The 25,898-nt window shown below is 64.1% G+C and carries 26 protein-coding genes and 1 pseudogene; 18 read left to right on the forward strand and 9 right to left on the reverse strand.

The features are described 5' to 3' along the window. The first annotated feature begins 3 nt into the window (after positions 1-3). The 3 genes from AC1DBN_RS15835 (at position 4) to sucD (ending at position 3,033) form a co-directional block, all read left to right on the forward strand. A complete protein-coding gene (locus AC1DBN_RS15835; protein ID WP_091718472.1) occupies positions 4-726 on the forward strand; it encodes a hypothetical protein in 723 nt (240 codons plus the stop codon). Between the two features lie 223 nt (positions 727-949). Then, a complete protein-coding gene (gene sucC / locus AC1DBN_RS15840) occupies positions 950-2,119 on the forward strand; it encodes an ADP-forming succinate--CoA ligase subunit beta (RefSeq protein ID WP_015936150.1) in 1,170 nt (389 codons plus the stop codon). A gap of 11 nt (positions 2,120-2,130) precedes the next feature. Beyond that, the gene (sucD, locus tag AC1DBN_RS15845) at positions 2,131-3,033 is read left to right on the forward strand and encodes a succinate--CoA ligase subunit alpha (RefSeq protein WP_056083823.1); all 903 of its coding nucleotides are present in this window, start codon (positions 2,131-2,133) and stop codon (positions 3,031-3,033) included. A gap of 164 nt (positions 3,034-3,197) precedes the next feature. Here the strand turns inward: sucD and AC1DBN_RS15850 are convergent, their stop codons facing one another. Together AC1DBN_RS15850 and AC1DBN_RS15855 are read right to left on the reverse strand one after the other, a co-directional pair. Then, positions 3,198-3,680 (reverse strand): SRPBCC family protein, encoded by a 483-nt coding sequence (locus tag AC1DBN_RS15850; protein WP_314215449.1) that lies wholly within the window; start codon positions 3,678-3,680, stop codon positions 3,198-3,200. Then, entirely contained in the window at positions 3,680-4,036 is a 357-nt protein-coding gene (locus AC1DBN_RS15855) for an ArsR/SmtB family transcription factor (RefSeq protein WP_314215447.1), read from the reverse strand. Before AC1DBN_RS15855 ends, AC1DBN_RS15850 begins: the two co-directional genes overlap by 1 nt. 169 nt (positions 4,037-4,205) lie before the next feature. Here AC1DBN_RS15855 and AC1DBN_RS15860 point away from each other — a divergent pair, with 169 nt between their 5' ends. From AC1DBN_RS15860 to AC1DBN_RS15900, 9 genes are all read left to right on the forward strand, one after another. Next, on the forward strand, positions 4,206-4,610 hold the full coding sequence (locus tag AC1DBN_RS15860) for a tautomerase family protein (RefSeq protein ID WP_314215445.1): 405 nt from the start codon (positions 4,206-4,208) through the stop codon (positions 4,608-4,610). 175 nt (positions 4,611-4,785) lie between these two features. Continuing rightward, complete coding sequence (gene iolC, locus AC1DBN_RS15865) at positions 4,786-5,802, forward strand: 5-dehydro-2-deoxygluconokinase (RefSeq protein ID WP_314215443.1); 1,017 nt, start codon at positions 4,786-4,788, stop codon at positions 5,800-5,802. Next, positions 5,799-6,734, forward strand: a complete 936-nt coding sequence (locus tag AC1DBN_RS15870) for a Cgl0159 family (beta/alpha)8-fold protein (protein ID WP_314215442.1) — start codon at positions 5,799-5,801, stop codon at positions 6,732-6,734. Before iolC ends, AC1DBN_RS15870 begins: the two co-directional genes overlap by 4 nt. A gap of 6 nt (positions 6,735-6,740) precedes the next feature. Continuing rightward, positions 6,741-8,711, forward strand: coding sequence for a 3D-(3,5/4)-trihydroxycyclohexane-1,2-dione acylhydrolase (decyclizing) (gene iolD, locus AC1DBN_RS15875; RefSeq protein WP_477723611.1), 1,971 nt, complete (start codon positions 6,741-6,743; stop codon positions 8,709-8,711). A 46-nt stretch (positions 8,712-8,757) separates the two neighbouring features. After that, complete coding sequence (locus tag AC1DBN_RS15880; RefSeq protein WP_314215438.1) at positions 8,758-10,272, forward strand: CoA-acylating methylmalonate-semialdehyde dehydrogenase; 1,515 nt, start codon at positions 8,758-8,760, stop codon at positions 10,270-10,272. Positions 10,273-10,295: 23 nt separating this feature from the next. Continuing rightward, positions 10,296-11,207, forward strand: coding sequence for a sugar phosphate isomerase/epimerase family protein (locus AC1DBN_RS15885; RefSeq protein ID WP_477723612.1), 912 nt, complete (start codon positions 10,296-10,298; stop codon positions 11,205-11,207). A 58-nt stretch (positions 11,208-11,265) separates the two neighbouring features. Further along, the gene (locus AC1DBN_RS15890; RefSeq protein WP_314215435.1) at positions 11,266-12,279 is read left to right on the forward strand and encodes a Gfo/Idh/MocA family protein; all 1,014 of its coding nucleotides are present in this window, start codon (positions 11,266-11,268) and stop codon (positions 12,277-12,279) included. A gap of 42 nt (positions 12,280-12,321) precedes the next feature. After that, the gene (locus AC1DBN_RS15895; protein ID WP_091718490.1) at positions 12,322-13,197 is read left to right on the forward strand and encodes a sugar phosphate isomerase/epimerase family protein; all 876 of its coding nucleotides are present in this window, start codon (positions 12,322-12,324) and stop codon (positions 13,195-13,197) included. Next, positions 13,194-14,636 (forward strand): sugar porter family MFS transporter, encoded by a 1,443-nt coding sequence (locus AC1DBN_RS15900; protein WP_091718491.1) that lies wholly within the window; start codon positions 13,194-13,196, stop codon positions 14,634-14,636. Before AC1DBN_RS15895 ends, AC1DBN_RS15900 begins: the two co-directional genes overlap by 4 nt. Before the next feature lie 93 nt (positions 14,637-14,729). Here AC1DBN_RS15900 and AC1DBN_RS15905 read toward each other — a convergent pair whose 3' ends face one another. Beyond that, positions 14,730-15,179 carry a MarR family winged helix-turn-helix transcriptional regulator gene (locus tag AC1DBN_RS15905; protein WP_091718493.1) on the reverse strand — a complete coding sequence of 150 codons (450 nt, stop codon included), beginning with the start codon at positions 15,177-15,179 and terminating at the stop codon, positions 14,730-14,732. Positions 15,180-15,342: 163 nt separating this feature from the next. On the opposite strand from AC1DBN_RS15905, the gene AC1DBN_RS15910 reads away from it, so the two are divergent. From AC1DBN_RS15910 to AC1DBN_RS15920, 3 genes are all read left to right on the forward strand, one after another. Beyond that, positions 15,343-16,566 carry an MFS transporter gene (locus AC1DBN_RS15910; RefSeq protein WP_091718495.1) on the forward strand — a complete coding sequence of 408 codons (1,224 nt, stop codon included), beginning with the start codon at positions 15,343-15,345 and terminating at the stop codon, positions 16,564-16,566. A 305-nt stretch (positions 16,567-16,871) separates the two neighbouring features. Further along, positions 16,872-17,336, forward strand: a complete 465-nt coding sequence (locus AC1DBN_RS15915) for a hypothetical protein (RefSeq protein ID WP_091718497.1) — start codon at positions 16,872-16,874, stop codon at positions 17,334-17,336. Between the two features lie 169 nt (positions 17,337-17,505). Further along, a complete protein-coding gene (locus AC1DBN_RS15920) occupies positions 17,506-17,820 on the forward strand; it encodes a PASTA domain-containing protein (RefSeq protein WP_091718499.1) in 315 nt (104 codons plus the stop codon). Between the two features lie 978 nt (positions 17,821-18,798). Here AC1DBN_RS15920 and AC1DBN_RS15925 read toward each other — a convergent pair. Continuing rightward, entirely contained in the window at positions 18,799-19,137 is a 339-nt protein-coding gene (locus tag AC1DBN_RS15925) for a hypothetical protein (protein ID WP_314215431.1), read from the reverse strand. Between the two features lie 267 nt (positions 19,138-19,404). Here AC1DBN_RS15925 and AC1DBN_RS15930 point away from each other — a divergent pair, with 267 nt between their 5' ends. After that, entirely contained in the window at positions 19,405-20,064 is a 660-nt protein-coding gene (locus AC1DBN_RS15930) for a hypothetical protein (protein WP_314215430.1), read from the forward strand. A gap of 170 nt (positions 20,065-20,234) precedes the next feature. Here AC1DBN_RS15930 and AC1DBN_RS15935 read toward each other — a convergent pair whose 3' ends face one another. Then, positions 20,235-20,561 (reverse strand): hypothetical protein, encoded by a 327-nt coding sequence (locus AC1DBN_RS15935; protein WP_314215428.1) that lies wholly within the window; start codon positions 20,559-20,561, stop codon positions 20,235-20,237. A 74-nt stretch (positions 20,562-20,635) separates the two neighbouring features. Then, complete coding sequence (locus AC1DBN_RS15940; RefSeq protein WP_477723613.1) at positions 20,636-21,094, reverse strand: DUF5956 family protein; 459 nt, start codon at positions 21,092-21,094, stop codon at positions 20,636-20,638. A 44-nt stretch (positions 21,095-21,138) separates the two neighbouring features. Here AC1DBN_RS15940 and AC1DBN_RS15945 point away from each other — a divergent pair. Further along, a pseudogene (locus AC1DBN_RS15945) lies at positions 21,139-21,342 on the forward strand (helix-turn-helix domain-containing protein); the annotation flags it as partial. Between the two features lie 34 nt (positions 21,343-21,376). Here AC1DBN_RS15945 and AC1DBN_RS15950 read toward each other — a convergent pair. From AC1DBN_RS15950 to AC1DBN_RS15960, 3 genes are read right to left on the reverse strand one after another with little or no spacing between them, the layout of a single operon-like run. After that, positions 21,377-22,393 (reverse strand): LacI family DNA-binding transcriptional regulator, encoded by a 1,017-nt coding sequence (locus AC1DBN_RS15950; protein WP_314215400.1) that lies wholly within the window; start codon positions 22,391-22,393, stop codon positions 21,377-21,379. Between the two features lie 37 nt (positions 22,394-22,430). Further along, the gene (gene iolB / locus AC1DBN_RS15955; protein ID WP_477723614.1) at positions 22,431-23,324 is read right to left on the reverse strand and encodes a 5-deoxy-glucuronate isomerase; all 894 of its coding nucleotides are present in this window, start codon (positions 23,322-23,324) and stop codon (positions 22,431-22,433) included. A gap of 19 nt (positions 23,325-23,343) precedes the next feature. After that, positions 23,344-24,084, reverse strand: a complete 741-nt coding sequence (locus AC1DBN_RS15960; protein ID WP_091718525.1) for a GntR family transcriptional regulator — start codon at positions 24,082-24,084, stop codon at positions 23,344-23,346. Positions 24,085-24,365: 281 nt separating this feature from the next. Here AC1DBN_RS15960 and AC1DBN_RS15965 point away from each other — a divergent pair, with 281 nt between their 5' ends. Beyond that, on the forward strand, positions 24,366-25,784 hold the full coding sequence (locus AC1DBN_RS15965) for a sugar porter family MFS transporter (protein ID WP_477723615.1): 1,419 nt from the start codon (positions 24,366-24,368) through the stop codon (positions 25,782-25,784). The last annotated feature ends 114 nt before the right edge of the window (positions 25,785-25,898 follow it).

A 25,898-nucleotide genomic window follows, 5' to 3' on the forward strand; every position in this document is an offset into this window, starting at 1 on the left:
ATAATGGAGCCCATGCGACGGACTGCTTTGGGGATGCTCGCCGCCCTGCCTCTTGTGACCCTCCTGTTCACCGTTACTGCGTGCAGCGTCACCACTGAGGACCCTGACTACGTCCCGCCGGCGCCGCTGGCACCCATGGCCCAGCTCGAACAGGCCCCGCTGGCCAACCCCGAGGACTTTTCCGGCGGCGGGGAGGACGTTCTGTCCTTCGCCACTGAAGACCGGAGCATCGTCTGCTCGCTCACCTCGGCGCGGGGGGAACACATCAACCTTCCGTACGAAGAGAACAGCTTCAGCGACACCGCCAACAACAAACTCGCAACCGTCCCCGTGGCCCATTGCGAGCTTGCCACCTACGCCGAGCCGGCCCGCGGGGACGTCAAGGACGACTGCGCGGGAACCAACCTCGGCTACCTGGGCGGCGTGGCACTGCTGACCCCGGACGCTGCCCGCTACGGGGAATGCCGTTCCGGCGTCACCCAGACCGAAGCCACGTACGGGCCGGGCGGCAGCAAGGCCGGTCCACTGCTCCAGATACGCGCTTTGGCGAACGGGCAGAACCTGGAACGCAACGGCCTGCGCTGCTCGGCCTACAACGGTGGCGTGGCATGCGGAAACGTCTCGGCCGGGGTGGGGTTCTTTGTCACCCCGCAGAAGTATGAACTGATTTCCGCCCCCGCACCCGGCACCGCCACGGCGCCCGCAGATGCCCCAAAAACCCCGTAATTCCGCGGTTTTTCTACGCCCCATAGAATAGTGTCGTTACTCACATAAGCGGTACTCTGGAACGGCTCCGTCCTTCCAAAGGACTAGAGTTCCCCATGGAGCAACAACGCCGCGTGGCTCGTTTCCAACAGGCCGCCCGTGCGTGCATTCCGCAGCCCGGCCACCGTCTTTCGATGGTGTCCGGCTGTATAGAAACTACTTCGACGTAGAAGGACACTAAACCGTGGACCTGTTTGAATACCAGGCGCGCGATATGTTCGAGGCGCACGGTGTACCCGTGCTGGCCGGCATCGTGGCGTACACCCCTGAAGAAGCAAAAGCAGCTGCCGAAAAGATTGGCGGCGTTACCGTCGTCAAGGCACAGGTCAAGGTTGGCGGCCGCGGCAAGGCCGGCGGCGTCAAGGTTGCAAAGTCCGCTGACGAAGCACTTGAGCACTCCACCAACATCCTGGGCATGGACATCAAGGGCCACACCGTCAACAAGGTGATGATCGCCCAGGGTGCGGACATTGCCGAGGAATACTACTTCTCCGTCCTGCTGGACCGGGCCAACCGCAACTACCTGGCCATGTGCTCGGTTGAAGGCGGCATGGAAATCGAACAGCTCGCCGTCGAACGCCCCGAGGCCCTGGCGAAGATCGCCATCGACCCCGCCGTCGGCATCGACCAGGCCAAGGCTGACGAAATCGTCGCAGCCGCGGGCTTCGCTGAGGAACTGCGCGGCAAGGTCGCCGATGTCATCCTCAAGCTTTGGGACGTCTTCAAGAAGGAAGACGCCACCCTTGTGGAGGTCAACCCTCTGGTCAAGACCGGCGCCGGTGACATCGTCGCCCTGGACGGCAAGGTCTCCCTGGACGAGAACGCCGAGTTCCGCCACGCCAAGCACGCGCAGCTGGAGGACAAGGACGCCGCTGATCCCCTCGAGGCCAAGGCAAAGGCGCAGGACCTCAACTACGTCAAGCTCGACGGCGAAGTGGGCATCATCGGCAACGGTGCAGGCCTGGTCATGTCCACCCTGGACGTCGTTGCCTACGCCGGTGAAAACCACGGCAACGTCAAGCCCGCCAACTTCCTGGACATCGGCGGCGGAGCCTCGGCAGAGGTCATGGCCGCAGGCCTGGACGTCATCCTGGGCGACGAGCAGGTCAAGTCCGTGTTCGTCAACGTCTTCGGCGGCATCACCGCCTGCGACGCCGTCGCCAAGGGCATCGTGGGTGCGCTGGCCGAACTGGGCCACACCGCCAACAAGCCGCTGGTAGTCCGCCTCGACGGCAACAACGTCGAGGAAGGCCGCCGCATCCTCAACGAGGCCAACCACCCGCTGGTTACCCTGGCCGCCACCATGGACGAGGGCGCCGACAAGGCCGCCGAGCTCGCCAACGCAGCTAAGTAAAGGGACGCACCATGTCTATCTACCTCAACAAGGACTCCAAGGTCATCGTCCAGGGCATCACCGGCGGCGAAGGCACCAAGCACACCGCCCTGATGCTCAAGGCCGGCACCAACATCGTCGGTGGCGTCAACGCCCGCAAGGCCGGCACCACGGTGCTGCACGGCGAGAAGGAAATCACCGTCTTCGGCACCGTCAAGGAAGCCATCGCGGAGACCGGCGCTGACGTCTCGATCGTCTTCGTGCCGCCGGCATTCACCAAGGCTGCCGTCGTTGAAGCCATCGAAGCAGGCATCGGACTGGTCGTCGTCATCACCGAAGGCGTTCCGGTCCAGGACTCCGCCGAATTCTGGGCCCTGGCCCAGGCCACGGTTGACGCAGACGGTAACCAGGTCACCCGCATCATCGGACCGAACTGCCCCGGCATCATCACCCCCGGCGAAGCACTGGTGGGCATCACCCCCGCCAACATCACCGGCAAGGGCCCCATCGGCCTCGTCTCGAAGTCAGGCACCCTGACCTACCAGATGATGTACGAACTCCGTGACCTTGGCTTCTCCACCGCCATCGGCATCGGCGGCGACCCCGTCATCGGCACCACCCACATCGACGCCCTGGCTGCGTTCGAAGCCGACCCCGAGACCAAGGCCATCGTCATGATCGGTGAAATCGGCGGTGACGCTGAAGAGCGCGCAGCCGACTTCATCAAGGCCAACGTCACCAAGCCGGTTGTCGGCTATGTTGCAGGCTTCACCGCCCCCGAGGGCAAGACCATGGGCCACGCAGGCGCCATCGTCTCCGGCTCCGCGGGCACCGCACAGGCCAAGAAGGAAGCCCTCGAAGCTGCAGGCGTGAAGGTCGGCAAGACGCCGTCCGAGACCGCCAAGCTGCTGCGCGAGGTCTTTGCAACCCTTTAGGCTGCACCAGCACGAAAAAAGCGGCGCCTCCTGCTGTCCTTCGGGACGGCAGGAGGCGCCGCTTTTTTGTCTAAGCGCCGCTTTTTCGCTTAAGTACGACGACGGGTGGCAACTTGGCGGCCTGAAGGTGCCGTCCCGCCGTCGCACCCGTTCGTCGGTGCCCGTCAGACCTTGGCGCCGCTCAGCAGCTCGTCCAGCCGCTCGTAGCCTTCGGTCATGCCGCCCTCCATGCCTGACTGCGCCATGCCGTCCCGTGCTTCAAGGCTGGGGTAGACGGAGTGGCCGCGGAGCCTGCACCGGCCGCTGCCGAGGTCCTCGAAGGTCATGTATTCGAGGCTGACGATATCCGGGTAGCCGCCGAACTCGAAGGTCTGCAGCGCGAACTCATTTTCGCGGACCGTGTGGAAGATCCCGCGGAACTCGTAGGGCACCCCCTCCGGCCCGGTATGGATGTAACGGTAGGTGCCGCCGCTGCGGAAATCGTAGTGGTCCATTTCCATCTTCATGCCGCGCGGGCCCAGCCACTGGATGATCAGGTCCGGTTCCTTGTGGGCGCGGAAGACATCCGCTACGGGAAAGTCGAACTCGCGCTCATAGTCGATGAAGGGCAGGCCTTCGGGGACGGAAAGCTTCAGGGAGTTGCTCATCATTTCTCCTTTGCCTTGGCGCCGCGTTGCCCGGCGCTGGATTGAAGTACGGCATCGAGGTTGCGGAACTGCCCTTCGCGGACCAGCCGGTACTGGTCGATCCACGCTGTGAGCGCCTCAAGCCGTGCAGGGTTCAGGTGGACGGGCCTGCGCTGGGCGTCCCGGGTGCGGGTGACCAATTGCGCCTGTTCGAGTACCTGGATGTGCTTTGAGACCGCCTGCTTGGAGATCTCGAATGGTTCCGCCAGTTCATTCACCGTGGCCGGGCCTCGGCTCAGCCGGGCGATGATGCTCCGCCGGACGGGGTCGGCCAGGGCCAGGAAGGCCGAGTCCAGGGCCGTGCTGTCGGAAATCATCGGGAGTCCTTGCTCGACTGGGTGGATTGCTATTCAACTTTTTTGTTGATCAACCTTTCGGTTGATTAAGAGTAGGCCTGCGAATTGCCGGATGCAAGGGCTGGGGTCTTGTTTTCCATTTTCATAGTTTGTTAGTATGTCAGTACAAACTTTCTGAAGGAGAACTCGAATGCCATTGGTTCGCATTGATGTTAATGAAGGCCGCACCCCGGATGAGATGCAGCGCCTGAGCCGCGGCATCCACGACGCCATTCTCGCCGAGTATGGCATCCCGGAGCGGGACTACTTCCACATCCTCACCGAACACCCCCAGGGCCAGATTGTCGCGCAGGACGCCGGCCTGGGGTTCGAGCGCACTGGGGGAGTGGTCATGATCCAGATCTTCACGCAGGCCGGCCGCTCCCAGGAAGCCAAGCAGCAGCTGTTTGCTGCCGTCGCGGGGAAGCTCTCCGAAGTGGGCGTTGCCGGCGAGGACGTCTTCATCGGCTACGTGGAAAATACGGCGGGCGACTGGTCCTTCGGCTATGGCCGCGCACAGTACGTCACCGGTGAACTGGCTGTTCCGAAGAAATAGCAGCGCAAATATTTAGCGCGCTCTAATCGTGTTGTAAGTATGTCAGTACAAACCTTTGACAGGACATTCGATCTAGGGCAAAGTAGTGCCTGTGGCCCACACCACGGCCTTTACGGCCCGGACCACCAGCCTTCCGAAGGTGCCACGTTCCACACCAGAAAGGTCCACGATCACCGTGACCCATGAGCTTCTTACGATCGGGCGCATCAGCGTTGATATTTACCCGAACGACATCGGGGTTGGCCTGGAGGACGTTAACTCCTTCGGCAAGTACCTGGGCGGTTCGCCCTCGAACGTTGCCGTTGCCGCCGCCCGGCACGGCCGCCGGGCCGGTGTTATCACCCGCACCGGGGATGACGCGTTCGGCACCTACCTGCACCGCGAACTGCACAAGTTCAACGTCGATGACACTTTCGTGACGCCGGTTCAGGACTGGCCCACCGCGGTCACCTTCTGCGCCATCAAGCCCGCCACGGACGAGTTCCCGCTCTACTTCTACGGGCGCTTCCCCACGGCACCGGACCTGCAGATCAAAGCCGGCGAGCTGGACCTGGACGCGATCCGCGAGGCAGGGATCTTCTGGTCCACTGTCACGGGCCTCTGCCAGGAGCCCAGCCGCAGTGCCCACATCGCCGCGCACGAGGCCCGCCCCCGTACCGGGCTCGCCGAGGGCCAGTTCACCATCCTGGACCTTGATTACCGGCCGATGTTCTGGGCCTCCGAGGAGGAAGCCCGGGCCGAGGTCGCCAAGATCCTGCCGCACGTTACCGTCGCCATCGGCAACGACAAGGAATGCGCTGTCGCCGTGGGGGAGGGAACCCCCGACGAGCAGGCGGACCGCCTGCTGGCCGCCGGCGTGGAGATCGCCGTCGTCAAGCTCGGCGCGGAGGGCGTCATGGCCAAGACCCGCACCGAGCGCGTCGTCTCCGCCCCAGTCCCGGTGGAAACCCTCAACGGCCTGGGCGCCGGGGATTCCTTCGGCGGAGCCTTCTGCCACGGCCTGCTCTCCGGTTGGCCGCTCGAACAGGTCCTGGACTACGCCAACGCCGCAGGCGCGATCGTCGCCTCCCGCCTCTCCTGCGCTGATGCCATGCCGACGCCGGACGAGGTCACCTCGCTGCTGGCAGAACGTGGCCGCAGCGTGCCAGGTGCCGTTTCCGGTGCCTCCATTCCCGAAGGAGCAGCACTGTGACCCTCACCCCCGTGACCACCGGCCCTGCCGTGGCCGATGATCCCCGCCGGTATGAGCGCCTGAGCACCATCCGGCTGGAAGACCCTGAGGCCGTGGCCCGTGCGGCCAAGTCCCGCCGCCGCCACCCGGGCCTGAAGGCCGGCCGGCAGAACTTCATCGTTGCCGCCGACCACCCGGCCCGCGGCGCCCTGGCTGTCGGCAACGACCCCGTGGCCATGGCGGACCGCCGCCAGCTGCTGGACCGGTTGCAGATCGCCCTGGCCAACCCGGCCGTGGACGGAATCCTCGCCTCCCCGGACATCATGGACGACCTGCTTTTGCTGGGCGCCCTCGAGGGCAAGCTGGTGTTCGGGTCCATGAACCGCGGCGGCCTGGCCGGCCTGGTCAATGAGCTCGATGACCGGTTCACCGGCCACACCGCGGCCGCCCTTGAAGCGCTCGGTGCCGACGGCGGCAAGATGCTGACCCGCATCTGCTTGGGCGACCCGGATACCGTCGCAACCCTCGAAGCCACCGCCAAAGCCATCGATTCACTGGCTGAGCGGAAGCTGATCGCCATGGTGGAGCCCTTCCTGTCCGTCCGGGAAAACGGCAGGGTCCGCAATGACCTGTCCACCAACGCGGTGATCAAATCCATCGGCATCGCAGCGGGCCTCGGCTCCACCAGTGCCTACACCTGGATGAAACTCCCGGTCGTCTCTGAGATGGAACGCGTGATGGCTGCCACCACCATGCCCACCGTCCTGCTGGGCGGGGACCCGGATGGGTCCCAGGACGAAGTCTTCGCCACCTGGGAGGCTGCGCTGTCGCTGCCGGGCGTGCAGGGCCTTACGGTGGGCCGGACGCTGCTCTACCCCGCCGACGGGGATGTTGCCGGCGCCGTCGCCACCGCAGCGTCGCTGCTGCACCACACCACAGAACTTCCGGAGTAAACAGCCATGGGCACAACTACACGCAGGATGACGGTGGCGCAGGCCGTCGTCGAATACCTTTCCCAGCAGTACACCGTCGACACGATCAACGGGGTGGAGTACCGTGAGCGGCTCATCCCGGGCACGTTCGGGATCTTCGGGCACGGCAACGTGGCCGGTGTGGGCCAGGCGCTGAAGCAGTACCAGCAGCTGGACCCGGCCATCATGCCGTACTACCAGGGCCGGAACGAGCAGGCCCAGGTCCACCAGGCCGTGGGCTACGCCCGGCACACCCGCCGCCGACAGACGTACGCGATCAGCACCTCCATCGGCCCCGGTTCCTCGAACCTGCTGACCGGTGCCGCGCTGGCCACCACCAACCGGCTGCCCGTGCTGCTGCTCCCGAGTGACACGTTCGCCACCCGCGCCGCTGACCCCGTCCTGCAGCAGCTGGAGCAGCCGCACGCCTACGACATCACGGTCAATGACGCGTTCCGGCCGTTGTCCAAGTTCTTCGACCGCGTGAACCGGCCCGAGCAGCTGTTCTCCGCGTTCCACCACGGCCTGCGCGTCCTCACCGACCCGGCCGAAACCGGGGCGGTGACCATTTCCCTGCCGCAGGACGTCCAGGCCGAGGCCTTCGATGTCCCCGAGGAGTTCCTGGCTGAGCGCGAGTGGCGGATCCGCCGCCCCGACGCCGACGATGACGACATCGCCCGCGCTGTCGCAGCGATCCGGGCCGCGAAGCGTCCGCTGATCATTGCCGGCGGCGGTGTCCTGTATGCCTATGCCAACGACGAACTGGCGAAGTTCGCCGAGCTGACCGGTATTCCGGTGGGCAACACGCAGGCCGGCGTGGGTGTCCTGCCCTGGGACCACAAGCAGTCCCTCGGTGCGATCGGTTCCACGGGCACGACGGCGGCGAACGCCATTGCTGCCGAGGCGGACCTGATCATCGGCATCGGCACCCGCTACGAGGACTTCACCACAGCGTCCCGGACTGCGTTCCAGAACCCGGACGTGCGGTTCGTGAATATCAACGTTGCCCCGATCGACGCGTACAAGCACGGCACCACGCTGCCGATCGTCACCGACGCCCGCAAAGCCCTGGTCAAGCTCAACACGGCCCTGGGTGGCTACCGCATCGGCGCCGACCTCGAACAGCAGGTCGCGTCCGAGAAGCAGCGCTGGGACGCCACCGTGGACGAAGCCTTCGCCCAGGACTACGCGCCGCTGGTGAGCCAGAACGCCATCATCGGCGCCACCAACAAAGCCATGGACGCCCGCGACGTGGTGATCTGCGCTGCCGGGTCACTGCCCGGTGACCTGCACAAGATGTGGCGCGTCCGCGACCCGTTCGGCTACCACGTCGAATATGCCTACTCCTGCATGGGCTACGAGATCCCCGGCGGCCTCGGCGTCAAGCGCGCCGCAATCGCCGAAGCGAAAAGTACGACGGCGGCAGGCGAGCCAGGCGCGGAGGTGCGGGACGTCGTCGTGATGGTGGGGGATGGCTCTTACCTGATGATGCACACCGAACTGGTCACCGCCGTGGCCGAACGCATCAAACTGATCGTGGTCCTGATTCAGAACCACGGCTACGCGTCCATCGGCTCGCTCTCCGAATCCCTCGGCTCGCAGCGGTTCGGCACCCAGTACCGGGAACTGAACGAAGAGCAGCACAGCTTCGACGCGGGGGAGACCCTGCCCGTGGACCTGGCCCTGAATGCCGAGTCCCTTGGCGTGAAGGTCATCCGGATCGAACCGGGCGAGAAGGTCATCGCCGAACTCGAACAGGCCGTCCGCGACGCCAAAGCGGCCCCTGAAGGCACCGGGCCCATCCTGATCCACGTCGAATCCGACCCCCTGCTGGACGCGCCGTCTTCGGAATCCTGGTGGGATGTCCCCGTCTCCCAAGTGTCAGAACTGGATTCCACCAAGCAGGCTTTCCAGACCTACGCCGACCACAAGTCCCGCCAGCGCAAACTGCTCGGCTGACCCCCCCTACCTTTCATCCCCTTCGAACCACTCAAGGAAGAGTCCCATGACTGCAACAACCACCGAAACCACGGTCATCAACCACTTCATCAACGGCGCAGAAACCGCCGGTGACGGCGACCGCACCACCCCGGTCTACAACCCGGCCACCGGCCAGGTCTCCGCCGAGCTGCGCCTGGCCAACCGCGCCGACCTGGACGCCACCGTCGCCGCCGCCCGCGCCGCTGCCGATACCTGGGGCGACATTTCCCTGGCCAAGCGCACCGCTGTGCTGTTCAAGTTCCGTGAACTCGTGGCCGCCCACGTGGACGAACTCGCCCAGCTGATCACCGCAGAGCACGGCAAGGTCCTCTCCGACGCCAAGGGCGAAATCGGCCGCGGCCTCGAAGTCATCGAATACGCCTGCGGCGTCCCCACCCTGCTCAAGGGCGACTACTCGGACCAGGTCTCCACCGGCATCGACGTCTTCTCCTTCCGCGAACCCCTCGGCGTGGTCGCCGGCATCACGCCGTTCAACTTCCCCGTCATGGTGCCGCTCTGGATGGCGCCAATGGCCATCGCCACCGGCAACGCGTTCATCCTCAAGCCCTCCGAACGCGACCCCTCCGCCTCGCTGCTGCTTGCCAAGCTCTGGAAGGAAGCCGGCCTGCCGGACGGCGTGTTCCAGGTCCTGCACGGTGACAAGGAAACCGTGGACGGGCTGCTGACCCACCCGGACGTGGACGGCATCAGCTTTGTTGGCTCCACTCCGATCGCGCAGTATGTCCACGAGACGGCCACCAAGCACGGCAAGCGTGTCCAGGCCCTGGGCGGGGCGAAGAACCATGCCATCATCCTGCCCGACGCTGACCTCGACAACGCCGCCGACCACCTGGCCGCAGCAGCCTTCGGTTCCGCCGGGGAACGCTGCATGGCGATCTCCGTCGCCGTCGCCGTAGGGGAAGCTGCCGATGCCCTGGTCGCGAAGGTCCAGGAACGTGCCGAGGCCGTCAAGGTCAACAACGGCACCGAACCCGACGCCGAAATGGGCCCGGTCATCACCCCCGCCTCCAAGGAACGCATCCTTCGGATCGTTACCGAAGCCGAGAGTGCCGGCGCCGCCATGGTGGTTGACGGCCGCGACCTTGTGGTCCCCGGCCACGAAGACGGCTTCTGGGTGGGCCCCACCGTCCTGGACCACGTCAAAACCGAAATGACCGCTTACCAGGAGGAGATCTTCGGACCCGTCCTCGTCGTGGTCCGCGTCGACACCCTCGAAGACGGCATCGCCCTCATCAACGCCAACCCCTACGGCAACGGCACCGCCATCTTCACCTCCTCCGGCGCTGCCGCCCGCAAGTTCCAGCGCTCCGTCACCGTCGGCATGATCGGCATCAACGTGCCCCTGCCCGTCCCGGTGGCTTACCACTCCTTCGGCGGCTGGAAGGCTTCCCTCTTCGGCGACAAGCACATCTACGGCCCCGACGGCGTATCGTTCTACACCCGCGGCAAGGTCATCACCTCCCGCTGGCCCGAAACCCACCACGCCTCCGGCGCCTCCTACAACTTCCCCTCCAACTGACACCAGAGAGAGACAACGCTGTCATGACTGAGAACAAGCTGATCATCGGCACCGCCCCTGACTCTTGGGGCGTCTGGTTCGCGGACGACCCCCAGCAGACCCCTTGGGAACGCTTCCTCGACGAGGTGGCGGAGTCCGGCTACAAGTGGATCGAACTGGGCCCCTATGGCTACCTGCCCAACGATCCCGCCCGCCTGGCGGAGGAACTGAAGCAGCGCGACCTCAAGGTCACCGCCGGTACCGTCTTCACGGCCTTCCATCGCGGTCTGGACCAGTGGGAGACCGCCTGGGAGCCCGCGCGCAAGGTCGCCGAACTCACCGCCGCAATGGGCGGCGAGCACATCGTGGTCATCCCGGCCATGTGGCGTGACGACGTCACCGGCGAAGCCGTGGAAAGCGGCACCCTCAGCGAGAAAGCCTGGAGCGACCTGTTCGACGGACACAACCGGCTGGGCAAGACCCTCCTGGAGGACTTTGGCCTGCAGCAGCAGTTCCACTCCCACGCTGACTCCCACGTGGGGGCCCAGCAGGACATCGAAACACTGCTCGGCGCCACGGACCCGCAGTACCTGAACCTCTGCCTGGACACCGGTCACGCCGAATACTGCGGAGCCTCCAGCCTTGAACTGATCAAGAACTACCCGGACCGGATCGGCTACCTTCACCTGAAGCAGATCAACCCGGAGATCCTCAAGAAGGTCAACGACGAAAACATGACGTGGGCCGCTGCCAATCTGGCCGGCGTCATGACCGAGCCGCCCAACGGCCTGCCGGACCTGCGCGCCGTCATCGAAGCCGTGGAAGCGCTCAACCGGCCCATCTTCGGCATCGTGGAGCAGGACATGTACCCCGTGTCCTTCGATGTGCCCATGCCGATCGCCAAGCGCACCCGCAACTACCTGCTGTCCTGCGGTTCCCGTACGTCCGTCAGCTGACGGACCAGCACTTTCAGACAGCACAGCCCACTCCTTCCAGATCCTTAAGGACAGAACAATGACTGAAACCCTCCGCGTCGCCGTCATCGGTGCCGGGCGCATGGGCGCCGACCACATCCAGCGGCTCCACCAGCGAATCCACGGCGCCGAAGTGGCCGCCGTCGTCGACGTCGACCTCGCCCGTGCCGAGGCCGCGATCGAAGGTATCCCGGGCGCTGTGGCCCTCGCTGACGCCGAGGAAGCGCTCAACAACGGCGACGTCAACGCCGTCCTCATCGCCACCCCCGGCTTCCTGCACGAGGAGATCCTTTTCAAGGCCATCGCCAGGGACATCCCTATCCTCTGCGAAAAGCCGCTGACCCCGGATGCAGAGTCCTCGCTGAAGATCGTCGAGGCTGAGGTGGCGCTGGGCCGCAAGCGCATCCAGGTCGGCTTCATGCGGCGCTTCGACGCCGAGTACGCCGCGCTCGGCTCCATCATCCGGAACCAGGAACTCGGCGAACTGCTGATGCTGCACCACCAGCACCGCAACCCCACCACCCCGGCGGGCTTCACCAACGAGATGCTGATCAACGACTCCGTGGTCCACGAGTTCGACGCCATCCGGTTCTTCACCGGCGAGGAAATCACGTCCGTCCAGGTCCGTCTCGGCAAGGCCACCAAGAACGCCCCGGCCGGCCAGCACGACCCCCAGCACGTCCTGATCGAGACGGAGTCCGGCGTCCTGGCCGACGTCGAAATCTACGTCAACGCAAAGTACGGCTACGAAGTGGCCACCCAGGCGTCCTTCGAAGAAGGCGTCGTCAGCATCGGCGGTGACAAGGGCCCCTACACCCGCAGCGCCGGACGCTGGGGCGGCAGCGTCACCCCCGGTTTCGAAGAGCGCTTCGGCGCGGCGTACGACGTCGAAATCCAGGCCTGGGTTGACGCGGCACTTAAGGGCGAAATCGGCGGCCCCTCCGCCTGGGACGGGTATGCCACCGCAGCGTGCTGCGAAGCCGGCGTCGAGGCACAGAAGAACGGCGAGAAGGTTGCAGTGAAGCTGGCCGCAAAGCCGGACCTCTACAGCTAGTTCCACCTTTTCGGCCTTCCTGATCCACAATGGAGTGTTTACGTGAAAATCGCACTTGACCCCACCCCGTACCACCACTCGCACAGCCTCCTGGAGTTTCCGCGGGTGGTGGCGGACCTTGGCTACAAGTACATGCAGATGACCCCGCACGGGGACTTCATCCCGTTCTACAACCACCCCAAGGCGGACGACGAGCTGGTGGGCCAGCTGGGCAAGGCGTGCAAGGACGCCGGCATCGAGATCGCCTCCATCCTGCCCGTGCTCCGCTGGTCCGGACCGGACGAGGACGCCCGTGAAGCGGCAGTCCGGTACTGGAAACGGGCCATCCAGATTGCTGTGGACCTCGGCGTCAGCACCATGAACACAGAATTCAGCGGCCGGCCCGAAAAGGCAGAGGAATCCGAGCGGGCGTTCTACCGGTCCATGGAGGAACTGCTGCCCATCATCGAACGTGAGGGCATCGACCTGCTGATCGACCCCCACCCTGACGACTTCGTGGAGGAAGGCCTCGCGGCCATCCGCGTGATCCGGGGCGTGAATTCGAAGAACGTGGGCATGGTCTACGTGGCCTCGCACAGCTTCCACATGAAGAACCAGCCGCTGGAGATCATGCGGGCGGCGGGGGACAAGCTGCGCCTGGTCCACGTGGCCGACACCATGGACCACCACGCCTCGCACGGCCTGCGCTACATCACCAACCCGCCGGGCAACCCGGTCCGCGTCCACCAGCACCTGAAGGTGGGCGACGGCGACGTGAACTGGGATGAGTTCTTTGGTGGCCTCAAGGAAATCGGCTTCCTGGACCGCGAGGACACCGTGATGGTCTCCAGCGTCTTCGCCGAGGACGACAAGGCGGATGAGGTGTCCCGGTACCAATTGGCCACCATGGAGCAGTATGTCCAAAAGGTCAGCGTATGAGTTCGCCTGCTCCTGCCCCTGCCGCAAAAGAAGCGCGGCCCGGAAACCACAAGAAGGCGCTCCGGACCGTCACCATCATCTCCACGTTTGGTGGCCTGCTCTTCGGCTACGACACGGGCGTCATCAACGGCGCGCTGCCGTACATGCAGGAGGACCTGGGGCTGACGCCGCTCACCGAGGGGCTGGTGACGTCGTCGCTGCTGTTCGGTGCGGCGTTCGGTGCCTTGTTCGGCGGCCGGCTGGCTGACCGCAGCGGCCGCCGCAGGATGATCATGGTCCTGGCCGTCATCTTCCTGATCGGGACGCTCGCCTGCACCTTTTCGCCGACCACTGAAGTGATGATCGCTGCGAGGTTCATCCTGGGCCTGGCCGTGGGTGGTGCCTCGGTTACGGTCCCGGTTTACCTTGCGGAAGTATCACCGAGCGACCGCCGCGGGCGGATCGTCACGCAGAACGAGCTGATGATCGTCACCGGCCAGCTGCTGGCGTTCATCTTCAACGCCTACCTCGGCAACACCTTCGGCGAGGCCGGCGGCATCTGGCGCTGGATGCTGGTGATTGCCACCCTTCCTGCCATCGCGCTGTGGATCGGGATGAACTTCATGCCCGAGAGCCCCCGCTGGCTCGCTTCCATGGGCAGCTTCGGCGAAACGCTCAGCGTGCTGCAGCGGATCCGGTCCCAGGAGGAGGCCAGAAAGGAGTTCGAGGAAGTCAAGGCCATGGCCGTGGAGGACTACAAGTCCAAGATGGGCACCTGGAAGGACCTGGGCATACCGTGGCTCCGCCGGATCTTCTTTGTGGGCCTCGGGTTGGCGGTGATCCAGCAGATCACCGGCGTGAACTCCATCATGTACTACGGCACCCAGATCCTGTCGGAATCCGGATTCGGCCGCGAAGCGGCCCTGACCGCCAACATCGCCAACGGCGTCATTTCGGTGCTGGCCACGTTTGTCGGCATTTGGTTGCTGGGCAAAGTGGGGCGCCGCAGGATGCTCATCACCGGACAGGTCGGTACGACGACGGCGCTGCTGCTGATCGGGCTCTTCTCACTGATCCTGCCGGAAGGCTCCGTCCGGGGTTTCGTGATCCTGGCGCTCACCGTGACGTTCCTGGCCTTCCAGCAGGGCGCCATCTCACCGGTCACCTGGCTGATGCTGTCCGAGATTTTCCCGCTGAAGATCCGCGGCCTGGGCATGGGCGCGTCCGCGTTCCTGCTGTGGATCGTCAACTTCCTGGTGGGCTTTGGGTTCCCGCAGCTCCTGGCGGCCATCGGGCTGTCCAACACGTTCTTTGTTTTCGCCGTACTGGGTGTGGGCGCCATCGCGTTCGCCGCGAAGTACGTTCCGGAGACCAAGGACAAGAGCCTCGAGGACCTGGAGCACTACTTCAAGAATGTTGCCGGACAGAGGCCCGGGACCGCCGTCGGGAAGGCGAACTAGCCCAGACCGCATGTCGTAGCCCGCAGACAGGCGATGCCCCTCCGGTGAATCCCGGAGGGGCATCTGCTGTTGGTGCCGGAAGGTGGGCCGTGGCTACGCCGGAACGTGAAGCGTGGGCAGTGCACCCACCAGGGGTGCAAGTTCCGGCAGCGCCTGCGCCTGTTCGAGCGCCCGCTCCAGCGTTGCGTCGTGGACCGGGCGGGCTTCGGCCAGCAGCGTGCTGCCGCTGGGGGTGAGCTCGGTGTAGATGCCCCTCCGGTCGTCATCGCACAGGATCCTGGTGAGCAGCCCCCGGTCCTCGAGCCGGTTCACCAGGCGTGTGGTGGCACTGGGGCTAAGGGCCGTGGCCCGCGCAAGCTGCTGCATGCGCATGTGCCAGCCGTCCTGCCGGTTCAATGCGTCCAGGACGGTGTACTCCACCACGGACAGCTTCGACTCGGCCTGAAGGGACCGTTCCAGTTCGCCCTCGATCAGGCCGTGCAGGGCGGCCAGGGTGCGCCAACCCTGCGCCCGGACTTCGACGGCGTCGTCCTTGATACCCATGGTTGCTCCTTCCGGGAAGCCGGCGACAGAGGGTCGGCGGCGGTGCACACAAGTAGTTGCTTGCGCGGTATATTTGCATGTGCAACAATAAATACCGCGCTTGCAACTATTTTAGGCGCCATCCCCCCACAGAACAACCAGAACAGCTCAAAGGAGCATCACCATGCCTGTAGGCCTGATCGCCCTCGCCCTCGGAGGGTTTGGCATTGGACTCACTGAATTCGTCATCGCGGGCCTCCTGCCTGACGTTGCCGCCGACTTCGGGGTCAGCGAAGCGTCTGCCGGGTGGTTCATCTCGGGCTATGCGCTCGCCGTGGTGGTAGGCGCCCTGGGGTTGACGGCGGCCGTGACCCGGCTGGAGCGCAAGCCGGTCCTGGCCGGCCTGCTGGTGCTGTTCATCGCCGGGAACCTGCTGTCCGCAACGGCTGCGGACTACTGGCCCATGATGTTGGGCCGGGTCATCGCCGCGCTCTCGCACGGCGCCTTCTTCGGCATCGGGGCCGTGGTGGCTGCCGGCATGGTTCCGCCGAGCAAGAAGGCCGGTGCCATCGCCCTGATGTTCACCGGGCTTACTGCCGCCAATGTGCTGGGCGTCCCCTTCGGCACCCTGCTGGGCCAAGCCGCTGGTTGGCGGGCCACCTTCTGGGCCATCACCGTGATCGGTGTGGTGGCGCTCGCGGGCATCCTGGCGCTGGTGCCCAGGCAGGCCGGCGCAGCCGAAGCCGGCGGAAGCCTGCGTTCAGAGCTTGGCGCGTTCCGCTCCGGCCAGGTGTGGCTGTCCATCGTGGTGACGGTCCTGGGCTTCGGCGGCATGTTCGGCGCGTTCACCTACATTGCTTACACCCTCACAGAAGTGTCGGGATTCGCTGCCTCAACCGTCCCGTGGCTCCTGATCGTCTTCGGCGTCGGGCTATTCGCCGGCAACACCCTTGGCGGCAAGGCTGCGGACCGGAACGTGGACCGCACCCTGCTGGTGGTGCTCGCCGTCCTGGCTGTGGTGCTGGTGGCGTTCGCCCTGGTGGCAGCCAACCCCGTGCTGACCGTGGTCTCCCTGGTGCTGATGGGCGGTTTCGGCTTCGCCACCGTGCCGGGGCTGCAGATGCGTGTCATGAAGTACGCCCCGGGTGCGCCCACCTTGGCCTCCGGCGCCAACATCGGCGCCTTCAATGTGGGGAACGCCCTGGGCGCCTGGCTGGGCGGCGTCACCATCACGGCCGGCTTCGGCTACACGTCGCCCATCTGGGCCGGAGCTGTCATTACCCTGGCGGGCGTGGCCGTCATGGCCTTCGCCGCGTCGGCTGCCAAGCGGAGCGAAACCCGCATAGGCACGCCGGCCGAAACCCCGGACGGTGCGACGGCGGAGGCCGCAGGCGCGGTCCGCGTCTGAACTATCCGCCAGGTACGCGATGGAGGCCCGCTTTCCGGGATTTTAGGTGGCCTGGTCCCGAAAGAACATTCAGCGGTCGTCCCGCCTCAGCAAAGTGCGACGGGGGGAAAGACGCGAAACGTAGGAGCAAAAAATCTGGACTCCTATTGGCGCTCTAAGGGTATCTATAGGGCCGGCACCCGGCGCGCCTCGCACGATAGGAAATCATTTTCCGGACACCACGATGCCAGCCAGTGTCCCGCTGTTCCGCTGCCGTAGCTGATCGAGGCGTCAGCCGTTCCATCGGTCAGGATAACGTCAGAATTATGCGCGAACCGTTGATAGTGGCCCTCAGCCTGTTCTTTGTTGTCGGATGCATAGCGACCTTCCTATGGATCCGCGCGTTGGAGCGCAGGACAAGCCACCTCGGATGGTCGGATCGACGTCAGGGGTTCGGTAAGCGACGCCAGATTCAGTTTGCCCTGTGCGCGGCAGCGGCGGCGGCCATCTATTTGCTTGCCGTCTACGGGCCCCTGCGGTTCCCGGGGACCGTAGGAGTTAGCGGAGCTGGGCTGGTACTCCTTCTCGTGTCTACGGTTTGGTTCATATTCCGCAGAGACATAGCGCAGTATCAGTACCAGACCGTCATGACAATGTTCAACCGCAACCGACCCGAGCAGGATGAAGAGCAACGACAAGTCAAAGCCATGGAATCCCTTGGAATTGGTTTCAGTATCTTGTTCTTCTGCACCGGGATTCTGTTGATCACCCTAAGCATCGCGTTTTCTTGACGCTGACCCTCCATCTGCCCGCCGAAGGATCCTCCAAAGGTCGCCTCCCTGTCTTGTGGAACCAAGAAATCGGGTAGGCCAGACTCGGCTGACCCGCCGGCGGTATTTTGATGAGGGGACAGAGTTGGTTTCACCGTTGTAGCTGGTCAGGATCAAAGGAGTTGCAGAGATGAATGAGCGTCAGAGGCTGACTGTTCCCGATCTCGTTGGCCAGCCTGTGCACATTGCCCAAGAGATAGCTGCGAACATTGGGTTTGGTCTCGCCGCCGGGGACCCTGACGGGCCTGGACTTCGTTCGCGGACCTGGCCAGGGTTGTTCTGGGTGACCTCCCAAGATCCGTCCCCTGGGTCGATTCTTGGGCAGGGGAGCCAGATTCGAATTACTTTCGTTCAGGACGGCCAAGCCCGAAGTGACGTGCCGGAGCAGACAGGCGGGCCTAACCCCTCACTTAGGAGTCATGCGGAGCCTGAGACGAACGAGTGAGCCATGTCTGGAGAGGGATCGGCTTACGGGCGCGAGATCCTCTATTGCTGGTAGGGCGTCTCCAACTATTCGAGCTGGCCAAAGTCTCTCGTCATTACCAAACTTTCCCAATGCCAGACGTGCGAGACGTTACGCTGTGGTCAGTCGTAACGTCATAGGTTAAACATAGGAAGATTGATGTCCTCTATCGCAATCGCCGGATTAGCCGTGTTGGCCGTCGGCGGGTTCCTGTGGATGCTCTCCGGTCGAATGGCGAGATTTGGCGCCAGGACCAGGCCGTTTCCCCGACCAGGGTCTGATCCCGAGGCATACAGGAAACGGACGCTTGCTATTGTCCGATTTGTAGCGACCGCCTGGGTCATCATGGGTTTTGGTCTGCTCGTCTATTCGGTCGCCCAGGGGAAGTAGGGGCACGTCGCAAGTAATGAACAGCGGTCACCATGATTGGAGTCTTTTATGGCCTACCGCAGTTCGCAGAAGCGCCCGCAAGCCTATGGCGCACCGCAGCGACGACGCCGCAGGCGGCTCCGGCCAGTCTTAAGTGGGGATCCTTCTTAGGCCTTCGGAGGCTTGGCTCTTGAATTCTTTCCTCTGAAGCGCCACCACAGGTAAAGACCACAGAAGCCGAGTGCAACCGCGAATAGGGATGCAACTCCACGCCACCAGACAAAGGGCTGCCACAGTGCGAACAGGACCGCCCAGGCGAAGAATGAGGCACTTATCCAAGGGTTTGGAATCTTGTTGGCCATGCTGCCACCTTTCGACGCTAAGCCCCCAGTTTTTTTGATGCGACGAACCTACGGCGCAAGTCTCAGAGGCTAGCACTGTCCACTCTTTGATAGAGAGTCAACACCGCCCCCGGTTCTTCCCCCGGAATAAGTGAAGGCCAAACCTAGGGACGGCATGTGCCCATGCCCAGCCACTCCGACGTGTGCCCGTAATACGATCCCTTACGGGCGGCGCCGCCGGGGTGTTTGACTAGTGCTTAGAGCGCCGTTTGAATAGCATCACTGCGAAAACCGTGCCGAGCACGACGAATCCTACAGCAGCGATGATGATGACAATAAGGGCCGTACTTCTGTCGCTTGACCCACCTGTTTGCCCCGTTACCAGCGAATAGATGATCGTGCCCGCTCCCGCCAGAATCATTAAAATGGCGCCTATACCAAAGTACTTAGCGGTTCCGACTTCGGCAGCCATCTCTCCCAGCTTGCCCGTACGCCTATTCCAACCCCGATTTAGCTGGGAGATCCTGTCGCGCTGCCAGAATCCCAATGCCCCAATGACGATGGCAGCTACCCCCACAAGAATGTTCATGGCCTGATCCAACCTTGTAAGGGCCGTCGAGCACAAGCGGTACTGCCATGCCGACGTCATTACAATGCTGAGACCTTTGGCTGCGCCCGTAAACCGGTTTGCAAGCGGGCGCCCCGAAATGTTCGATGGGGGACCGGCTTACGGACGCGGCGCGGGCCAACGGTGATAATGCGTGCGCGCAAAAGTTGTTGGCAGCGGGCTGACTTTTTTGATCAGGGGTTACAGCATTTGTCTAACTGCGTTAGAAATGTCCATGGGAAGAAAACGATGAACGGGATTGACGGACTTATGGCCGGGTCCAACGAGCGTTGGGCAGAGGCCAATAGAAGAGCTCAAGGCATCCAGGACAACGGTCTCGGTGATGCCCTGAAAACCTATTACACCCGCTACTTCCCGGTTGGATTAGTCCTCTCGGTCGCTGCCGGCACAGTCGTCGGAGCGCTAATCTTTCCCGACGCCCCAGAAAAGGGGCTGACCTTTCTTGCGTTTGGAATCGTGCTCGGCGCCATCGCTGTCTTTATAGGCGGACTGATCTATAACGCGAAGAAAGTTGTACCTGCCGCCCAGATGGGGAGGATTGACGTACTGGTCTCGCTGGAGACCGCCGAACGAAAGCGAGTCCGTCGACAAATCGCAGGAAAGGCACCCCTTGACCAAGAACATCTTCCGGTGATCCGGGCCGCAGCGGTGCAGTTGAGGAAGAACCTTGCCACGCTTCTGCTCATCCAGCCGATGATCCCCCTCGTCTTCGTTCCTCAAGTCCTCAACTTCGCCAGACGTGGCGATAGCCTATTTGGATGGTTGATGACGATCGGCACGGCAGTGGTAGTGATAGGGCTTGGATTTCTCGCCCGTGACTTCCGGCGTGCGGGCCGCTTCCTGGTACGCACCCGTGCGCAAGCGGAGCCAGAAAACTCGTCGCCCTAACCCCAGCACCGATGTCATTAGCCCGAAATCAGCGCAAGCCCCTAGGAATTGTTTCAAGACGGCCCGTGGGCGTCCGGTACAGGATTCCCTATCGTGCGAGGTGGAGCGAACGAGGACTCCTCCGATGCAGGTACTCACCTCTCGAAGTCTCGGGCATTAGAAATCCAAAGTTAGCTGGGCTCAGCGTTCCTCAGAATTTGCAGGACGTCGTTAGGAAGCTCAGGGATCCGGCGGTCCATGGGAACGCCCACCCAAACAACCCCGTGTTGATCAGGACGGCTGGTGGCACGACCAATTGGCTCCGCCATGTTTATGGCCACATCACGGGCGAAGCCCTCAATGGTGCCATCTGCCGCCTTTGAGTTAAATGCGAGCCGACGTCCCAGCACCACCGCGGGGTCAATAGTTCGGCGATACACAAGGCAGACTGTAGCCGGCCCGTCCTCCCAATAACCGAGAATATTCACCTGATCCGCCCAGTAGCGATCAATTTCCATAACGATGCTTCCAGCTAAATTCATAGATCCATCCCCATACGGGTCGAGTTTTTCGGTTGCGGGGCGTTCCAATCTCAATTGCGGTAGAAGCGTGCCATGGCGTCTTTCGCGGGACCTGCCATTCTCGAGGGGCGCAGTCCGTCGACAGGAAGCTGCTCGGTTGCGGCTGCCCAAACTTCAGCCCAGAACGTCTCGTCGTCTAAGGCCTTGGAGGGACGACGAATAAACCAATCGAATCCGCGGGGTCTAGGGGGAATGCCCGCCTCAGTCAGATAGACATCGATATCGTCGTCAACCGATGCCAAGTCGGCTTCAGTCAACCTGAATGGCTCTCTGTACTCGCGGCCCCCTGGTAGACCGCGAACTAATGAACCGAAACGCTCGCGCGACACTGCGCGCACCCTCACAAAGTTGTCAGGACCGGCAGCCCAGAGGACCAATGCAGCCCATCCGGTCTCGACGACAGGAATCCAGCCCTCGGGAGCTTCCGACAATTCAGTGCACGCCCACGGCTCATCTGTCATGCCGTCCATCTTTCACGGCTAAAGCGCAATAGCAACCAGGTGCCCGCAACGGGATCCGGATGCGCACCCGCGAAGGCATGGCCGTTGCAAAGGCGAAGGGGCGACTGAAGGGCAAGCAGCCGAAATTATCCAAGACACAGCGGAAGCACCTTCTGACACTGCACGATGCCGGAGAGCACACGCAGGCCGAGCTGGCCGAGTTGTTCAGCGTGTCACGGACGACGGTATACCGCGAACTTAAGAGGCGCACCATATGAATCTTGAGCGGCGCCCCTGCTTAGCGTCAGGGGATCAGGCTGCGGGGTCCGAGGAACGGCGGACCATCAGGGCCGGTTCCAGTTTGCGGGTCGTCGCCGGCCCGGCGGTCCCGGCGATACGGTCCAGCATGGCCCTCGCAGCCACCTGACCCAACTCCCTGGCGTGCTGGTCTATGGACGTCAGGCCAATCAGCGGGGAAGCGGCAAACTCAATGTTGTCGCAACCAACAATGGCAACGTCACCAGGGATGGACAGCCGCCGGGCGGTGAGGGCCTCCATGACACCGATGGCCGTAAGGTCGTTGTGCGTGAAAATCGCGGTGGGCCGCTCCGCCCCCGAGTCGAGGAACTGCTCCATCACCGCGCGTCCGCCGCGTTCGGTCATGTCGCTGTGTACCAGCTGGGGCGCCAGGCCGTGCTCCTTCATGGCGTGCAGGTAACCTTCGCGGCGGGCGGTATACGGGAGCCAATCGGAGATGTCCACGTGCGCAATCCGGCGGTGCCCCAGGCCGACGAGGTGCTCCACGGCGAGCACCCCGGAACGGAAGTCGTCCGTCAAAACCGAGTCGACGCCGTCGGCCTCCAACTCCCGGGTGATCACCACGCAGGGTGTCCCGCGCAGGGCGGCCGCGAGGTCCTCGGACGTGCCGGTGTACCCGGCCAGGATTACCCCGTCCACGCGCAAGTCCACGAACGAGCGCACCGCTTCGATCTCCGTGCGCGGATCCGCGGAGCCGACGGCGACCATCACCTGGTTGCCGCTGCCGGCCAGCCCCGCGCTGAGGCCGTCATAGATGTCTGCGAAGACGGAGTTGTGCAGGTCCAGGAACAGCACGCCCAGTGTGTGGGTACGGTGGCTGGCCAGCCGGCTGGCCAGCCGGTTGGGGGAGTAGCCAAGGGCGGCTGCGCTTTCCAGCACCGCAGTCCGCTTGGCGGGAGAGACCTTGGGGGAATCGCGCATCACCAGGGACACCAGCGCCCGGCTGACTCCGGCCTCGCGCGCCACATCCTCCATGGTTACGGACCGCGGCGAAGGGGAAATCTGTTTCACAAGACTCCACTATGCCAGCCGGCGGCCCGGCCCGGCCTTAGGCTCCGAAGGGCAGCCGCGGGTCGATGTTTTGGGTGTCCCAGGTCTGGCGGACCCAGCCGTGGTGCGGGTCGTCGCTGATCAGCCATTCCCGGACGGGGCCGGGGCCCGCCATGACGTTGAGGTAGTACAGGTCGTAGCCGGGGGCCGCCATGGCAGGGCCGTGCCAGCCGTAAGGGACCAGGACGACGTCGCCGGTGCGGACCTCGGCGGAGACGTCGATGGGCCGTTCGTCGGAGGCGTAGACGCGCTGGTAGCCGATGGCATCGGCGTCGGACGGTGCTCCGGATCCGTCGGCAACCTGCGTCTCGAAGTAGTAGATCTCCTCGAGGTGGGTCTCGCCGTCCTTTTCCTCGTCGTGCTTGTGCGGGGGATAGGAGGACCAGTTCCCGGCGGGAGTGAGGACTTCGCAGACGATGAACCGGTCCGCTTCGAGCGCGGCCGGTGTGCCGAAGTTGTGGACCTGCCGGGAGCAGTTGCCCGCGCCGCGCAGTTCCACGGGGGTGTCCGCGGCCGGTACCAGCCGGGTGGGGTATGACGCCTTGGCAGGTGCCGTCGCGATGGCGACCCGGCCGCCGTCGGCCGAGCTGATGGTGACGGCGCGCCCGGTGCCGGTATAGAGCACGTCGCTGGGGCCGGCGAATACCGATGCGCGGCCGGCGAGCGGGTAGCCGGTGCCGTCCACGGTGGCGGTGAAGGACCCGTTAAGGGGCACCACAATGCGTTCTTCGTCCGCGGCGGGAAGTTCGACGGCGGCGCCCGCGGCCAGGGTGGCCACCTTCAGGCCCGTGTGGGCCCACCCATCCACGGAGAGGGTTGAATCAGACGTTCCGATCGAAACGTCCCAGGTGCCGTCGGCGGCGCTGCCCAGGGGGTAGACCCAGTTGGTCATGGTGTGTGTTCCTTGCGGTTTAGCGTTGTACGAGAGTCATTTCGAAGCTGTAGGAATCGGCGCGGTAGACGTGGTGCCCGGTCTCGATGTGCCGGCCGGTGTCGTCCACCGCGGTGCGTTCCATGGTGACCAGGGCCGAACCTTCGGCCGCGTCCAGCATGGAAGCCTGGTACTCGTTGGCCGTCACGGCACCGATCCGCTGCGTGGCCAGCCGGAAGTTGACGCCACCGCGGCGGAGGATCGAGTAAAGGCCTTCGGCTGACAGCATCGCTTCGTCCATGGACGCGATGTCGTCGCGCACCCAGTTCTCCATCAGGGCCAGCGGCTTGCCACCCACTTTCCGCAACCGGGTGAAGTGGTAAACCTTGGATCCGGCCGGCAGTTGGAGGATGGCCAGGGTGGCGTCGTCGGCCTCAATGTGGGAGAAGCTGAGCACCTCGGTGGTGGGCTTCTTTCCGTTGTTGGTGAGGTCGTCGTAGAGGCTGGAGAGTTCCAGCGGGCGGCGGACCTGGCTGGAAACCACCTGGGTTCCGACGCCGCGCTTGCGCACCAGCAGGCCTGAGCGCACCAGTTCGTCCATGGCCTTGCGCATGGTGGGCCGGGAGAGGTTCAGCTGCGCCGCGAGGTCGATCTCGTTGTCCAGGCGGCTGCCCGGTTCCAGCACTCCACTGTGGATGGCCGCCTCGATGCCCTGGACCACCTGGTGGTAGAGCGGCACGGGGGAGGAGCGGTCGATGCTGAGGCCCAGGTTGTTCGCCACGGTGTATTCCTGTTCTCGGTCGCAGCGTCCGGTTCCGCCCGGATGGGGCGCAGCCGCTTTGCCGCTATATGTTCTCTTGATAGGACATACTTTCTGGTTCGATCGTAGCAGGCGGGGTTGTTGGGTCAAGGCTGCATGCGCGCCGGTTGGCCTAAGAGCTGACAAATTAAATTGTTCTGACATTAAGACTTTCTCTTGACCGCGGATATTAGAGCGCTCTAATCTGGTGGCACGCATCACATTCCGGACCGTTCGGTCCCTAGAGAATCTGAGAGGCAACAATGCTGTTGCAGAAACCTTCACCCAGTGCCGCAGGGTCCACCCGCCGGGGCTACCTGGCCCGCCTGACCGTCATTTCCACGCTCGGCGGCCTGCTGTTCGGCTACGACACCGGCGTGATCTCCGGCGCCCTGCTGTACATGAACGACTCCCTGAACATGACCGCCGTCGAAGAAGCCACAGTTGTCAGCGCCCTGCTCTTCCCCGGTGCCGCCGTTGGAGCCCTGGCCGGTGGCCGGATGGCGGACAAGCTGGGCCGCCGCGGCTCGCTGCTGGTCTGCGCGCTGTTGTTCCTGGCTGGCGCGATCGGCTGTGCCATCGCGCCCAACGTCACGTTCATGGTCGCTGCCCGCATCCTCCTGGGACTGGGTGTCGGCGCCGCCGCGGTCACCTGTCCGCTGTACCTCGCGGAAATGGCGCCTGCCCACCTTCGCGGGCGGATGGTCACCATCAACGAACTCATGATCGTGACCGGCCAGATGCTGGCCTTCGCCATCAACGCCCTGCTGGACGCCCTGATCCACGACACCGAAGTGTGGCGCACCATGCTGGGCATCGCCTCGCTCCCTGCCTTGGCGCTCCTTGCCGGAATGCTCATGCTCCCCGAATCGCCGCGCTGGTACGCCATCCGCGGACGGCTCGAAGACAGCCGCCGCGTCCTGGCCATGAGCCGCACCCCGGAACAGGCCGCTGCCGAATTCGAGGAAATCGCCCGGACCGCCCGCACCGCCAAAGAAGAACGCGGCCACGCTTGGCGGGACCTGAAGAACAACTCCTGGATGCGCCGGCTGCTGTGGATCGGCATCGGCCTGGCCACCGTCCAGCAGGCAACGGGCATCAACACCGTCAACTACTACGCACCCACCATCCTTGAAAAGAGCGGGCTTGGCGTCAGCGCCTCACTCGTGGCCACCATCGGCGTCGGCGTCACCTCGGTTCTGATGACCATTCTGGGCATCTGGCTGCTGGGCTTTGTGGGCCGCCGCAAAATGCTGGTCATCGGCTTCTCCGGCGTGGTGGGCTCACAGGCACTGCTGGCTATCGTCTTCCTCCTGCCCCAGTCCGACCTTGCCAGCTACACCATCCTGGCGGCCATGATGCTGTTCGTGGCTTTCGTCCAGTGCTTCATCGGTACCTGCGTCTGGCTCCTGCTCTCGGAGATGTTCCCGCTGGCCATCCGCGGCTTTGCGATGGGAATCGCGGTCTTCGCCCTGTGGACCGTCAACGCCGCCATCTCCTTCCTGTTCCCCATCGTGGTCAACGCCCTCGGCTCCACCGGAACCTTCGGACTGTTCGTCCTGGTCAACGTCGCGTCCCTGGCCTTCGTGGCGAAGTTCGTCCCGGAAACGAAGGGCCACTCGCTTGAGGACCTTGAGGCACACTTCCGTGACGGTGCCGTGCCGGCGAAGGTTTCCGCCTAGCACTCCGGCGAATACCGCCGCATCCTGATATCCGCCTGCCAAGCATCGCGGGGTCGGACCCAGCCCTTCCGGTACCAGCCGGGCGGGCAGGGTCCGGCCCCGCGTTCGCGCCCG

Source organism: Pseudarthrobacter sp. 10T415, assembly GCF_056394175.1.

Excerpts from the sequence above, each read along its gene's own strand:
- sucD (WP_056083823.1), top strand. The coding sequence starts at position 2,131 with ATGTCTATCTACCTCAACAAGGACTCCAAGGTCATCGTCCAGGGCATC.
- AC1DBN_RS15880 (WP_314215438.1), top strand. The coding sequence starts at position 8,758 with ATGACTGCAACAACCACCGAAACCACGGTCATCAACCACTTCATCAAC.
- AC1DBN_RS15910 (WP_091718495.1), top strand. The coding sequence starts at position 15,343 with ATGCCTGTAGGCCTGATCGCCCTCGCCCTCGGAGGGTTTGGCATTGGA.
- AC1DBN_RS15855 (WP_314215447.1), bottom strand. The coding sequence starts at position 4,036 with ATGATTTCCGACAGCACGGCCCTGGACTCGGCCTTCCTGGCCCTGGCC.
- AC1DBN_RS15920 (WP_091718499.1), top strand. The coding sequence starts at position 17,506 with ATGAATGAGCGTCAGAGGCTGACTGTTCCCGATCTCGTTGGCCAGCCT.
- AC1DBN_RS15860 (WP_314215445.1), top strand. The coding sequence starts at position 4,206 with ATGCCATTGGTTCGCATTGATGTTAATGAAGGCCGCACCCCGGATGAG.
- AC1DBN_RS15885 (WP_477723612.1), top strand. The coding sequence starts at position 10,296 with ATGACTGAGAACAAGCTGATCATCGGCACCGCCCCTGACTCTTGGGGC.
- AC1DBN_RS15900 (WP_091718491.1), top strand. The coding sequence starts at position 13,194 with ATGAGTTCGCCTGCTCCTGCCCCTGCCGCAAAAGAAGCGCGGCCCGGA.
- AC1DBN_RS15850 (WP_314215449.1), bottom strand. The coding sequence starts at position 3,680 with ATGAGCAACTCCCTGAAGCTTTCCGTCCCCGAAGGCCTGCCCTTCATC.
- AC1DBN_RS15890 (WP_314215435.1), top strand. The coding sequence starts at position 11,266 with ATGACTGAAACCCTCCGCGTCGCCGTCATCGGTGCCGGGCGCATGGGC.
- iolD (WP_477723611.1), top strand. The coding sequence starts at position 6,741 with ATGGGCACAACTACACGCAGGATGACGGTGGCGCAGGCCGTCGTCGAA.
- AC1DBN_RS15940 (WP_477723613.1), bottom strand. The coding sequence starts at position 21,094 with ATGGACGGCATGACAGATGAGCCGTGGGCGTGCACTGAATTGTCGGAA.
- AC1DBN_RS15930 (WP_314215430.1), top strand. The coding sequence starts at position 19,405 with ATGAACGGGATTGACGGACTTATGGCCGGGTCCAACGAGCGTTGGGCA.
- AC1DBN_RS15965 (WP_477723615.1), top strand. The coding sequence starts at position 24,366 with ATGCTGTTGCAGAAACCTTCACCCAGTGCCGCAGGGTCCACCCGCCGG.
- AC1DBN_RS15905 (WP_091718493.1), bottom strand. The coding sequence starts at position 15,179 with ATGGGTATCAAGGACGACGCCGTCGAAGTCCGGGCGCAGGGTTGGCGC.
- AC1DBN_RS15935 (WP_314215428.1), bottom strand. The coding sequence starts at position 20,561 with ATGGAAATTGATCGCTACTGGGCGGATCAGGTGAATATTCTCGGTTAT.
- iolB (WP_477723614.1), bottom strand. The coding sequence starts at position 23,324 with ATGACCAACTGGGTCTACCCCCTGGGCAGCGCCGCCGACGGCACCTGG.
- AC1DBN_RS15835 (WP_091718472.1), top strand. The coding sequence starts at position 4 with ATGGAGCCCATGCGACGGACTGCTTTGGGGATGCTCGCCGCCCTGCCT.
- AC1DBN_RS15925 (WP_314215431.1), bottom strand. The coding sequence starts at position 19,137 with ATGAACATTCTTGTGGGGGTAGCTGCCATCGTCATTGGGGCATTGGGA.
- AC1DBN_RS15915 (WP_091718497.1), top strand. The coding sequence starts at position 16,872 with ATGCGCGAACCGTTGATAGTGGCCCTCAGCCTGTTCTTTGTTGTCGGA.